Here is a 12617-nt window from a genome sequence, read left to right on the forward strand (position 1 = left end):
CAACGCCATGAGCCTGACGGATACCCTGAACACGATGGCGGCCACCGTCGCCGGAAAAACCCTGAACCGCTACCGCCTCGATATTCCTTCCTGTACGGCAGATATCGACGTGGAGGATTTCAGCGGCTCGGAGGCGATGAGTGCGCTGTACAGCTACACCATCAACTTCACCAGTGCGGACAAAACCATTGATGCCCGCCAGATGCTGAGCAAGCCGGCGACCCTGACCATGGGCTCGGGTAACCTGCTCTCCCTGACGGAGCGTAAGGTGGTTCACGGGGTGGTTACCCACTTCGAACGGACTGGCGGTTCAGCGGATGAAGCGCAGTACTGCATCGTGCTGGAGCCGTTTCTGGCGCTGCTGGGTAACCAGTTCCGTACCCACCGCTTTTTCGTCAACAAATCGGTGCCGGAGGTGGTCGCAGAGGTGCTCACGGAGCATGGACTGAAAGGCTGGGAGTACGCGTTCACCCTCAAAGCCGACTATCCGAAGCGTGAACAGATTAACCAGTATCAGGAAAATGACCTGGCGTTCATTGAACGCTTGCTGGCGGAGGTGGGGATTTTTTACTTCTTCACCCTGCAGCCCGACACCCAGACCGAAGTGGTGCACTTCGCGGACAAGCAGAGTGCCTGGACGTTCGGGAAAACTTTGCCGCTCAACAGCCCGTCAGGGGCGAATGACAATGCGGTTGACTCGGTATGGGGTATCCACGTCTGGCACAACGTGGTTGAGCGCTCTGTCACCGCCAGCGATTACAATCACCGTGAAGCTCAGAATATCCTGACCTCTGTACCGACGGACATGACCTGTGGCGACGGTGACGGTATCACTTACGGTGATGTGTATCACTACCGCCCGCGTCACCTTGAGCGTGGCGACAAAATCACACCTTCAGCGGAAACCGGTAACTTCTGGGCGCGCCTGGAGCATGAACGCTTCCTGTCCGCGCAGACTACGGTGACTGGCAGCAGCACAGACCACACCCTGGGGCCGGCACAGGTACTGACTATCACCGAAACGGCTATCCCGCCGACGCTGCCCCGTGAAACCGCAAACGGCCTCGTCATCATCAGCGCCGGTTACTCTGCCAGCCGTCAGAATGCGCTGAAGGTGGAATGGGCGGCAATGCCGTACTACGAGAACCGTTGCTGGCGCCCGGCCGCTAAAAAGCGCCCGGTTATCAGCGGCACACTGACGGCTCGTATCACCAGTGCTAAAAACAACGATATCTACGCCTGGCAGGATGAAGCCGGTCTTTATCGGGTGAAATTTGATGCCGACCGGGATGACAAAAGCCAGGGTATGGAAAGTATGCCGGTGCGTTTCGCCAAACCTTACGGCGGCGACAAATACGGCTTCCACTTCCCGTTGATACAGGGCACTGAAGTCGCCATTGCGTTCCACGAGGGTGACCCGGACCGCCCGTATATCGCCCACGCCCTGCACGATTCCCGCCACGTGGATCATGTCACGGAGGCCAACAGTACCCGCAATGTTATCCGCACAGCGGGCCTGAACAAGCTGCGGATGGAAGACAAGCGCGGTGAGGAGCACATCAAGCTCAGTACGGAGTACGGGGGTAAGACACAGCTTAATTTAGGGCATAACGTCAACGCGAGCAGGGTTCTTCGCGGTGAAGGCGCTGAATTACGCACCGACAAGTGGGTGGCAGTTCGTGGCGGAGCCGGTGTATTCATTAGTGCGGACAACCAGCCATCCGCCAGTGACAAAATGCTCTCCATGAAAGAGGCTGTGGCACAGCTTGAAAATGCGTTAAGTATTGCCAGAAGTCTGTCAGATGCAGCAGAAGGTGCCCAGGCTTATCCGGCGGACATCCAGAGCCAGAAATTGCTGACGGATGCACTGACGGAACTGGCACAGCCGGGGATAGTATTAAATGCCCCGCAAGGGGTAAGCATCAGCAGTCCGGAAGGCGTACGCGTTTCCTCGGGAAGTGCCAGCGTGGGGATCGTGGCGCAAAACAATGCAGATATCAGCGCAATGAAGCGCTTCACGGTGGCGGCAGGTGAAGCTATCAGTATGCTGGCCCGCCAGGCGGGTATGAAGCTGTTTGCGGCTAAGGGTAAAGTCGAAATCCAGGCACAGGACGATGCGCTGGATGCCATCGCGAAAAAAGACGTTACGGTAACGAGCGCCGAAGGCAAAATTGAAATTACAGCAGCAACGGAACTGGTAATTAACTGCGGTGGTGCCTATATCAAGTTGAGTGGCGGGAATATTGAGCTGGGTTGCCCTGGGAATATTTTACTGAAATGTGCCAATGCTCAGAAAATGGGAGCCGCTTCGCTGAACACGCCAGCACCTGAATTTCCAAAAGGGTATGGTGGTGTTTACTCCCTGACTGACGAAGAAGGGAAAATTATCCCACGGACTGAATATAAAGTGACAACTGCTGACGGGCAGGTATTTCATGGAATTTCAGATGACAATGGCAAAACACTGCCGATTTATACATCAATGCCCGGAAAATTAAACATTGAGATCCTTGGGACCGGCAATTCAGTTACAGGGAGTAAAGAAGCATGAGTGATTACCATGCATGGGAAGCCAGTGAGTGTGAGCATTTTACTGATGTTAATGTGTCAGAAAAAACAGTCGTCTGTAGGCGTAAGCCTGTACCAGGAATTACGATTACTATCGGGATGTTTTTTGATGGTACAGGGAATAACGCGTTCAATACCCAGAACCGCATCTTGGAATCCTGTACTCACCTTGATGTTGGAATGAAGCCAGAAGACGCCGAAGCCTGTGCGAAAAAAATAGGGAAAAAAATTGATAATGCAGGAAGTTATATTGGATATTATTCTAACATTCACTGGCTTAATACACTTTATGTAACCAATGATCAATTAATTGAAGGGCAAGCAGTTTATCAACGAGCAGTCTATATACAGGGGATTGGTACCGATAAAGGTAATAACGATAGCACGATAAGTATGGGGACGGGCGGTTGGTTTTATGGTGTAGTTGATAAATCTGATGAAGGCGTTGGTCTTATTGCTGAACAAATTTCGCAATTCCTGGGTCTTAACCAGGGGATAAATTTTGCAATCGAAAAAATTCAGTTCGATGTTTTTGGATTTAGTCGCGGAGCGGCAGCGGCTCGCCACTTTGTTAACCGTGTAAGAAACAACGATAAAGCCATACAGCAGGCCATAACGAAAGGGCTTGGTGGACGAAATCAACATGGTAAACCTGCAGGTGAAACCCGCTTTTTGGGGTTATTTGATACGGTGTGTGCGGTAGGTACAGTAAGTAATCTATTTGATGTTCATAGTGGTGTGAACCCTGGCGTTGAGCTGGATCTGCCTCCAGATATTGCACAGAAAGTCTTTCAGATCACGGCAATGCATGAGTACCGATATAACTTTAGCCTTAACAGCATCAAGGAAGCCTGGCCGGAACTGGCTCTACCGGGAGCACATTCCGATATCGGTGGTGGCTATAATCCGAAGGAAAAGGAGTATCTATTCCTGACTCAGCCCCAAAACGAAACTGTTAGTGAAAGTATTCCTTCTGAAGTGACTGATATCTACCGGCGTTCAGCGGCCGAAATACCTGACCTAAAGAGTCTGCCAGCGTTAAGTGCGATAATTCCGAGCGGTGAAGTAAAGACAGAAACCTGGTATGACTATCTGGTTAACGAGGATAAAAAACGTGGTGGCATCACACAAAAACGTGTTGGGGCGGCAGTTACTTTTGAGAGAGTAGTGACTAATGACTGGAGCAAAGTTAGTTTACGGGTAATGCTGGATGCAGCTCTTGAGGCTGGAGGTGTTTTTGAAGCTTACGACCCTTTGTCACCAGACATGAAGCTTCCTGCTGAACTTGAGCCGTTGTGTCAAAAAGCGATTGACCAGGGAAAGGCTGTAAGAAATGGTGGTGTGCCGACGCCTTTTATTTCGCCGGAATTACAGTTGATTGGTCAATATATTCACTGTTCTGCTCATTGGAATCCTGTGGTTATTAAAGATGTCTGGCTGGATGGGAATAAAGTGAAAACTATCTATGGGGCTGTCAAATCATCTGATTTGCTTTGTTTTATCAATCGCCCCAATCTCGGTTGGGTTCGTGCCGTTTGGAATATGCAAGGAGGGAAACCATGAAATTAAAGATAAGAATAATTTCGTTTTTATTACTTGCGAGTTCTACCTGTGTCTGGGCCAGTGAACAACCAAATAGTATCAAAACTCCCTGGGATAAGTGGTATTTCGCCTTTACTACCCCCAAAGCCTTACCGGCACAGGTTACATTGTTAAAACTGTTGGATGTTGATGGTTATGCATCGACATATCGAACTATTGACCAGCCGCGTGGCATCAGTGTCGGAAAATGGAGTGAGCGAAACTCTGCTGGGAACACGCAGTTTAATAAAGCCGATAGATTGCCGAAAATAATGATGTTTTGCTGGGATTCAATTATTGATAAAAAAACATACCAATCCACTTTGTTTTTCTCTCAAAATGCATGGGATAAAATGATTGCTCCTTATCCTGATGTCTTAGAGTCTGGGAAAAGTGCATATCGGCAAACGATGTTAATAGGATTAGCGCCGGAAGGAAAAGTACGAGTCTGGCTTAGGCAGTATGGCCATTCGGATATCCCATTAAATGATACAAAAATAACAACTGTTTCAGGTAAAGACCTTGATATGTGTAAAGGGGTCACAGGGCATCCTGACGGCTATGTTTACTATGGAGGTACTCCTGATTTTATTAAAGGTAAAAAGTATCCTTATGGAACCTGGTAAATGTGCAGTAATGTTTAGTTTTTCAATCTATTGCATTCGCGCAGCCTGGAATATGCAGGGAGGAAAATCATGGAAACAATCACCAGAGTAATCTCGTTTTTATTACTTGCGGGTTCTACCTGTGTCTGGGCCAGTGAACAACCAAATAGTATCAAAGCTCCCTGGGACAAGTGGTATTTCGCCTTTACTACCCCCAAAGCCTTACCGGCACAGGTTACATTGCTAAAACTGTTGGATGTAGATGGTTATGGATCGATATATCAGACTATTGATCAACCACAAGGCATAAGTGTAGGGCGATGGAGTGAACGGAACTCAGCAGGGAATACACAGTTTAATAAAGCCGACAGGTTGCCACAGATAATGATATTTTGCTGGGACTCAATCATTGATAAAAAAATTTATCAATCCACTTTATTCTTCACTCAAGATACATGGAATAAGATGATTAGCCCTTACCCTGATGTCTTAGAACCTGCAAAAAATGCATACCGACAGACGATGCTGATAGGTTTGGCTCCTGAGGGAAAAGTACGAGTCTGGCTAAGACAATATGGCCATTCAGATATTCCATTAAATGATACAAAAATAACGACAGTTTCAGGTAAAGATCTTGATGTGTGTAAAGGTGAAACGAATTTTCCTAATGGATATGAATATAGTGAGGGGATGAAAAAGTTTATAAAGGACAAAAAATACCCTTATGGAACTTGGTAAGTTATCTTATTTAAAAAGAAAATCGGTTGCCAACAAATCTCCGGTTTTTTTGTGATTGTTCTGCAATAGAGGCTTTTATGAAATCGCTTTTCTACTTATTTTTGCTGTCTATTCCTACCCCTTGTTTTTCTCAGTCAATCGTTATCGATTCTACGTCAATAACTAAAGCGGACGATGCAAACACAATAGCCAATATGTATCGTATAGGTATGGGTGTTCCGAAGGATATGAAAAAAGCATTTGAACTCTATCAGGTCGCTGCTGAACTCGGAAACACGGATGCTCAGGTCGATTTAGGTGATATGTATTATTCTGGCGAAGAAACCCCTCAGAGTTACGAAAAGGCCAATTATTGGTATGAGAAGGCTGCGAAAAACAACAACGCTAAAGCTCAGATGTATTTAGGTTACGCATATCTTAATGGTAAGGGCGTCGCTGTGGATTATGCTAAAGCCAAAAATTTTCTTGAGCTTGCCGTTAAACAAGGCGAACCTTCAGCCATGAATCATTTGGGAACGATGTACTTCGATGGTAAAGGGGTAACTAAAGATCAAAATAAGGCTATTCCGCTATTCCAAAAAAGCTGCTCTGAAGGTGATTCGAATGCATGTGATAAGTTAAAAGAAATTAAAACAGAGAAATAATGTTTTATCTGCATAAAGATATGAATATGTGGAAGTCAAAAAATGGAGTTTCGGATGTCTAAAGGTTTTGTATTGATTGGTGATAAAACCACGCATGGCGGCCAGGTTATTTCTGCCTCATCAACAATGGTAGTAAATGGCAAGAAGGTTGCCCTCGTAGGCGATAAAGTCAGCTGCCCAAAAGAGGGGCATGGCATTAATGCCATTATTGAAGGATCGCCTGAATGGACCTCTGACGGTAAAGCCGTGGTTGTGGATGGTTGCCACTGTGAGTGCGGTTGTCAGGTGATCTCCAGTGCACCGGATTGTGTAATAGGATAAGTAATGAGCTGGGAGCGTCAGAAATCAACAATATCGACTAAGCCTGAAGAACCTTCATTCCTCCTGTGGATGATGCTGGGGGTTTTCGCGCTGGTCGGTTGTGTACTGCTGTTTGTCCTGCATGCCAATAAACTGGCAGGCCCACTTCAAACATTTAATCTTTGGGTTGTCACGGCGTGCCCTGCAGTTGTCTGGTTTTTCTTTCTGTGTCTGCGTGGCTGGCTCTATAACAATGCATTTGACAGACACGAATTTGAAGCCAATGAGGCAGAGTATGCGCAACAACAGTGGATGGAGTGGTCTGGACGCAATATCGCAGTATTACATAGTGGTGTAATGCTGCCTGCAAATCTGACACCTCAAAATTTAATTACTGCTCCGCCAACGCTTGAGCAGAGCACATCTCTGACCCAACGAGTTTGTCTGCAAGATCATGAGACTCATTTTTCAGTTCTGTTGACCGGGTTAAGTCCTGTACTGGCAAAGTTGCCTTTAGATTTAGTACCAGCTGTCACGCTACTGACAGATTCTCACGATGACATACTGGTATTGCAGGATGCATTCGCGCAGGCCTGGCAGACAGCCATTCTGGATCTCCCGGTTCCACAGTTGACGATTCTTACGTCAAAGACCTTCCTCTCACTGGATGAGCGAATTAAATCACCTACTCTGGAAGTGGATTTAATCCTGATTCACCAGACACAGGGCCGGGATGTGTACAGTGATGCGCTCGTAGCCCTGCTGTTGACCTCCGACGATGTCGCCACAAAATATGATCTTTCGCTTAACGCGTGTCTTTTGCGTCCAATGGCTCTTGATATGGCGATTTCAGAAAAATCGCTGGATACATTTTTCTCGACACAAACTCAGGCCTGTGCCACCGCCAGTATTGTCGGCGACAAAGTGGAATGGGGTAATGCATTTTCTGATTTGCTCGAAGCGGCACAAGATTATGGTGGTCACTGGAAACCTGAACAGCTCCACTGGCTGGAAAAATATGCCGGGCTCAGCGGCCCCTTTTCTCCATGGATAATGACCGCAGTAGTCAGCGATATCGTGAATATACAAAAAGCAGACTGTCTGATGCTTTCTACAGATGGTGAGCAGAAATTTATTAATACAGTGCACACAGGGAACCGAAACGATGACCACGGGTGATTCAGCATGGCGCGGAGGGTGGGGCAGGCTGGGGTTCTCTGCCCTCATTGCAGGGGGGATTGCCTGGTTAATCTGGCACTTTGGCGACCAAATTGGGCTGCACACTACGCTTCTGAAAAGCCTGGTGCTTGCCGGTGCGTTATTTCTGTTACTGATGCTTCGTCATGGCAAAACAATTAGCCTTGCCATCAAGCAGGGCTGGCATCGTTTTCAGGCTAAGGGAAAGAATGTCCTGCCTGCCGATGAGAGGCGCGTTAAACAGACGGCGCCACGCAACGTCACCGTCACGGCCATTCGTGAAGCAATGCGTAGCCTCTACGGTCGTCGCTGGGGCCGTAAAACGCGCATCCTGCTGATAACCGGTACCGCCACTGATGTGGAGCAACTGACTCCTGGTCTCACCGGCCAACTCTGGCAGGAAGATCGTGGCACGCTGCTGTTGTGGGGCGGTGACCTCAACACGCCAGCCGACAACGCCTGGCTGATCGCACTGCGTAAGCTGCGTCGCCGGCCGGTCGATGGCCTGGTGTGGGTAACCTCGGCTTTCGACCAACTGTCCGCCCCCGGCCAGGAACGCCCATTGCCGGTGCCTTCTGAAAGCACCATGGATTCCCTATCCCATGCCATCAGCGAACGCATGGATGCGCTGGGCTGGAAACTCCCGCTGTATATCTGGTCCCTACACCCCCGAGCCGGTAAGCAGGAAGGGCGGATTGCGCAGGCAACAGGCTGTCTGTTGCCTGCCGGCTGTCGTACAGAGGGGCTAACAGAGCAGTTGTCTGCCCTGGCGCCTGAACTGACCTCTCAGGGTCTGCAACAGACCTGTAATGATGTGAAACACAACTTTTTGCTTGCCCTGGCTGACCAGCTCATCCGCGAACCGGAGAGCGTGACCGCACCGCTGTCGGTGATGCTCAATCCGTACCGCCCGCTGCCGCTGGCCGGTGTGGTGTTCAGTCAGCCTTCTACCGGTGCTGAACGTGTCGTGCAACATCACTGGGGCATGGATAAGCGCTGGGATATTCTGCCTGAGTCTGTCCGGATGCTTCCTGCCGGACTGCGCCCGCACAAACCGGGTATTCCGTGGCGCAAGGTGATGGCTTTTGTTGTCGCCCTGGCGATGGTGGGATGGGCTGCGTGGATGGGCATCGCGTATGTGAACAACCGCAGCCAGATTGACAGCGCGAATGCCCAGGCAGCGATGGCTGCCCGGCAAAATCAGCCACTGGAACAGCGCCTGCATGCGCTGTCTGAACTGCAGAAAACCCTGGCCCGCCTGCAGTATCGTTCAGAGCATGGTGTGCCATGGTATGCGCAGGCCGGGTTGAGCCAGAATAACGCTCTACTGGCCGCACTCTGGCCACGTTATCAGGACAGTGCGCTGCCTCTGTTGCGTGATGCGGCCGCGGATCATCTGCAGAGGCAGGTCAGCGCCTTTAATGCGCTGCCGCCGGGCAGCCCGCTGCGTGAGCAGATAGCAAAAACCACCTATGACCAGCTCAAGCTCTACCTGATGCTGGCTCGCCCAGAACATATGGACGCCGCCTGGTTCAGTTCTGCGCTGCTGCATAACTGGCCGAAGCGCGACGGTGTGAAAGACGGTGTTTGGCAGGGCATAGCACCGTCACTGCTGTCGTTTTACGGTGCGCAGCTGGCGGCCCATCCGCAGTGGATGTTACCTGCAGATGAGAGCATGGTCAGCCAGGCGCGTTCCCTGTTGGTTCGCCTGATGGGGATGCGTAACAGCGAATCGACCCTGTATCAGAAGATGCTCTCTCAGGTGGCACAGCTGTATGTTGATATGCGCCTCGAAGACATGACCGGCGATACCGACGTGTCCCGTCTGTTCAGCACCACCGAAATTGTGCCGGGGATGTTCACCCGCCAGGCCTGGGAGCAGGCGGTACAGCCAGCCATCGAGAAAGTGGTGAAGGCGCGTCGGGACGAACTCGACTGGGTGCTCACAGACAGTAAGCGTCAGGCAAAAATACAGGATGAAACCTCCCCGGAAGCGTTGAAAAAGCGGCTGACGGAGCGCTACTTTGCCGATTTCGGTGGGGCGTGGCTGGCGTTTCTTAACAGCCTGCGCTGGCACCGTGCCGCCACCTTGTCGGATTCTATTGACCAGTTAACCCTAATGGCCGATGTGCGTCAGTCACCACTGGTCGCGCTGATGAACACCCTGAACGTTCAAGGCAGTACCGGCCAGACCGGGGGGGCGATATCCGACTCGCTGGTGAAATCGGCGAAAAACCTGCTGAGCGGAGAAAACAAAGACGCCATAGACCAGCAAGTGGGAGCTCATGGCCCGCTGGATGCGACCTTCAGTCCGGTACTGGCATTGATGGACAGGAACAAAACCGCAGGGCAGGCACAAAATCTGCAGGCATATCTGACTCGTGTCACCCAGGTGCGTCTTCGCCTGCAACAGGTCACCAACGCGGCTGACCCGCAGGCGATGGCCCAAGTGCTGGCCCAGACGGTGTTCCAGGGTAAAACTGTGGATCTGACCGAAACCCGCGATTATGGCAGCCTGATAGCCGCTGGCCTTGGCCAGGAATGGAGTGGTTTTGGCCGGACGGTGTTTGTACAGCCGATGGAGCAGGCCTGGCAGCAGGTGCTGACTCCGGCGGCGGACAGTCTTAATGCCCAGTGGCAGCAGGCGGTAGTCAGTGAGTGGAACAGCGCCTTTGGCGGGCGCTATCCGTTCAGTGACTCCAGCAGTGATGTCTCCCTACCTTTACTGGCGAAATACCTGAATGCCGATTCGGGCCGTATTGCACAATTCCTGCAGACGCGGCTCAAAGGCGTGCTGCACCGGGAAGGTAGTCATTGGGTGCCGGACAGCATTAATTCACAGGGGTTGACCTTTAATCCAGCCTTCCTGAAGGCCATTAACATTCTGAGCCAGCTCTCTGACGTTGCATTTACGCAAGGCAACGCTGGGATGCATTTCGAACTGCGCCCGGGCACTGCTGCCGGTGTGATTCAGACCGACATGATTATTGACAGCCAGAAGCTGACCTACGTCAATCAGATGCCGGCGTGGAAGCGCTTTACGTGGCCTGCGGATACCGAAGCGCCGGGTGCCTACTTAAGTTGGATTAGCACTCAGGCGGGTACCCGTCAGTATGCGGATATTCCCGGCGCCTGGGGCTGGATACGCCTGCTTGATAAGGCTACGGTGAGAGCCTACCCGGGTGTCGGCAGCAGTTACAGTCTGAGCTGGAAAGCGCAGGACGGGCGTAATCTCAATTATACGCTGCGCACTGAGGCCGGTGAGGGGCCACTGGCACTGCTGAAGTTGCGTAATTTCCACCTGCCGGAGACCATCTTCAGCACGACTGGGGCGACACCATCAGACCAGGTAGCCAGCGCGGGCAATGATGAAGAGGATGTGTATTGATGAATACCCCGAATGGCTTACTCAGTGCTTGCCAGGTCGAACAGGAATCACTGCTTGCCGCCACCCGTGAACGTGTGGCGCAGTGGGACAACTGGCTGCAGCCTCTTTCCGGTTCATCGCCCGCCGGTGAGGACCCTGTTTATGACGATGATTTCCAGCAGATGCGCGAAGAGGTCAACAAACTCTCCGGAGCCGATACGGAGATCATCTGCCGGCTGGCAGAGAAGTTACTGACCACCACCGCCAAAGATATCCGTGTGGCAACTTACTACTGCTGGGCAAAGCTGCACCGCGAAGGTGAGCAGGGGCTGGCCGAAGGGCTCGAACTGCTGGCAGGCCTTCTTGAGCGTTTTGGCGTACAGTTGCATCCGCAACGTGACCGCAGCCGAAAGGCGGCGCTGGAGTGGTTGGCCGGCTCGCGTATGACCGACAGCCTGTCCCTGTACCCGGAGGTGGTCAGGATCGATGCGATGCGTACCACCGGCGCACTGTTGCTGATAGCACAACTCACCGAGAGCGAGCCGGAGGAAACCCGCCCTCAGCTCAGTGCGCTGTACGGTGCGCTGGAAAGCCGGCTACAGAAAGCCGGCGGCGTGGATGCCGTGGTGCCGCAGAACGCCAGCAGCAGCGAACCGCAATCCACGATTGGCCACAGTGATGCACCGTCAATTGGACGTATCACGTCCGGTCAGGATTTATTGGCACAGGCCCGCACGCTCACCGAATACCTGCGTGAACAGCCCGATGGCTGGCTATCAGCACACCACCTGATGAAAAGTCTGCGCCACGATACCCTGCGGGCTATTCCGGCCCCGGATGCTCAGGGGCGAACACGTATCGAGCCGCCAAGGGCGGACCAGCGTGCGCTGCTTAAGCGCCTGTACCTGCAACAGAATTGGGCTGAAATGCTGGAGACGGCGGACAGCACCTTTTCCCGCGGCGCTAACCATCTGTGGCTGGATTTGCAATGGTATATCCACCAGGCTCTGACGAAATCCGGCCAGGAGACACTGGCCGATATTGTTGCCGCTGACCTGAAGGGACTGTTGTCCCGCCTGTCCGGGCTGGAGGCGCTGGCGTTCAGTGACGGTACGCCGTTTGCGGATGAAGTAACGCTTAACTGGATCCAGCAGAGTGTGCTGGATACGACGGGCGGGTGGGGCAATGACACGCCATCCACCCCGATGGCTGCCGGTAACGATGACATTCTGGCACTGGAGCCAGAAGCCCTGCAGGTCGCAGACAGTAAGGGAGTTGAGGCAGCCCTCTCCTGGCTGCAGAACCAGCCGGGGAGCGTCACTGAACGCCAGAAATGGCTATTACGTTTACTGATGGCTCGTATTGCCGACCAGTATGGCAAGAATGAACTGGCCACACATCTGCTTAGCGAGTTGAACGGCCAAGCTAGCGGCCTCACCCTGGCCCAGTGGGAGCCAGAACTGTTATTCGAAGTACGGGCGCGTCATCTGAAACTATTGCGTACGAAAGCCGGGCGCAGCGAGGTGGACAAAGCCCGCCTCAGTCCGTTGATGGATCAATTGCTTGCCGGGCTGATTGCTATCGATCCGGCTCGGGCGGTTGTGTTGTGTATTTAAG

Annotated in this window: 9 protein-coding genes; all 9 read left to right on the plus strand. The window is 52.0% G+C overall.

What is annotated here, in order from left to right; translation table 11 throughout:
* Positions 1 to 7 precede the first annotated feature (7 nt).
* The gene (locus AC559G_RS02965) at positions 8 to 2551 is read left to right on the plus strand and encodes a type VI secretion system Vgr family protein (RefSeq protein ID WP_498911172.1); all 2544 of its coding nucleotides are present in this window, start codon (positions 8 to 10) and stop codon (positions 2549 to 2551) included.
* Positions 2548 to 4131: a T6SS phospholipase effector Tle1-like catalytic domain-containing protein gene (locus tag AC559G_RS02970; RefSeq protein WP_498911174.1), complete on the plus strand. Its 1584-nt coding sequence runs from the start codon at positions 2548 to 2550 to the stop codon at positions 4129 to 4131. Before AC559G_RS02965 ends, AC559G_RS02970 begins: the two co-directional genes overlap by 4 nt.
* Positions 4128 to 4775: a DUF2931 family protein gene (locus tag AC559G_RS02975; protein WP_498911176.1), complete on the plus strand. Its 648-nt coding sequence runs from the start codon at positions 4128 to 4130 to the stop codon at positions 4773 to 4775. The genes AC559G_RS02970 and AC559G_RS02975 overlap by 4 nt, the downstream gene beginning before the upstream one ends.
* A 69-nt stretch (positions 4776 to 4844) precedes the next feature.
* Entirely contained in the window at positions 4845 to 5492 is a 648-nt protein-coding gene (locus AC559G_RS02980; protein WP_498911178.1) for a DUF2931 family protein, read from the plus strand.
* A 77-nt stretch (positions 5493 to 5569) separates the two neighbouring features.
* Positions 5570 to 6136 (plus strand): tetratricopeptide repeat protein, encoded by a 567-nt coding sequence (locus tag AC559G_RS02985; RefSeq protein ID WP_498911180.1) that lies wholly within the window; start codon positions 5570 to 5572, stop codon positions 6134 to 6136.
* Between the two features lie 54 nt (positions 6137 to 6190).
* Positions 6191 to 6457: a PAAR domain-containing protein gene (locus AC559G_RS02990; RefSeq protein WP_072263142.1), complete on the plus strand. Its 267-nt coding sequence runs from the start codon at positions 6191 to 6193 to the stop codon at positions 6455 to 6457.
* A gap of 3 nt (positions 6458 to 6460) precedes the next feature.
* Positions 6461 to 7615, plus strand: a complete 1155-nt coding sequence (locus AC559G_RS02995; RefSeq protein WP_498911183.1) for a KPHS_23130 family T6SS system protein — start codon at positions 6461 to 6463, stop codon at positions 7613 to 7615.
* Positions 7602 to 11021 (plus strand): ImcF-related family protein, encoded by a 3420-nt coding sequence (locus AC559G_RS03000; protein WP_498911185.1) that lies wholly within the window; start codon positions 7602 to 7604, stop codon positions 11019 to 11021. The genes AC559G_RS02995 and AC559G_RS03000 overlap by 14 nt, the downstream gene beginning before the upstream one ends.
* Positions 11021 to 12616: a TssA family type VI secretion system protein gene (gene tssA / locus AC559G_RS03005; RefSeq protein WP_498911187.1), complete on the plus strand. Its 1596-nt coding sequence runs from the start codon at positions 11021 to 11023 to the stop codon at positions 12614 to 12616. The genes AC559G_RS03000 and tssA overlap by 1 nt, the downstream gene beginning before the upstream one ends.
* Position 12617: the final 1 nt, after the last annotated feature.

It is taken from the genome of Gibbsiella greigii, assembly GCF_039540155.1.
GTDB classification, from domain to species: domain Bacteria; phylum Pseudomonadota; class Gammaproteobacteria; order Enterobacterales; family Enterobacteriaceae; genus Gibbsiella; species Gibbsiella quercinecans.

What these genes read in the sequence shown, in the direction of transcription:
- AC559G_RS03000 (WP_498911185.1), top strand. Translation starts at nt 7,602, where the DNA reads ATGACCACGGGTGATTCAGCATGGCGCGGAGGGTGGGGCAGGCTGGGG.
- AC559G_RS02990 (WP_072263142.1), top strand. Translation starts at nt 6,191, where the DNA reads ATGTCTAAAGGTTTTGTATTGATTGGTGATAAAACCACGCATGGCGGC.
- AC559G_RS02975 (WP_498911176.1), top strand. Translation starts at nt 4,128, where the DNA reads ATGAAATTAAAGATAAGAATAATTTCGTTTTTATTACTTGCGAGTTCT.
- tssA (WP_498911187.1), top strand. Translation starts at nt 11,021, where the DNA reads ATGAATACCCCGAATGGCTTACTCAGTGCTTGCCAGGTCGAACAGGAA.
- AC559G_RS02970 (WP_498911174.1), top strand. Translation starts at nt 2,548, where the DNA reads ATGAGTGATTACCATGCATGGGAAGCCAGTGAGTGTGAGCATTTTACT.
- AC559G_RS02985 (WP_498911180.1), top strand. Translation starts at nt 5,570, where the DNA reads ATGAAATCGCTTTTCTACTTATTTTTGCTGTCTATTCCTACCCCTTGT.
- AC559G_RS02995 (WP_498911183.1), top strand. Translation starts at nt 6,461, where the DNA reads ATGAGCTGGGAGCGTCAGAAATCAACAATATCGACTAAGCCTGAAGAA.
- AC559G_RS02980 (WP_498911178.1), top strand. Translation starts at nt 4,845, where the DNA reads ATGGAAACAATCACCAGAGTAATCTCGTTTTTATTACTTGCGGGTTCT.
- AC559G_RS02965 (WP_498911172.1), top strand. Translation starts at nt 8, where the DNA reads ATGAGCCTGACGGATACCCTGAACACGATGGCGGCCACCGTCGCCGGA.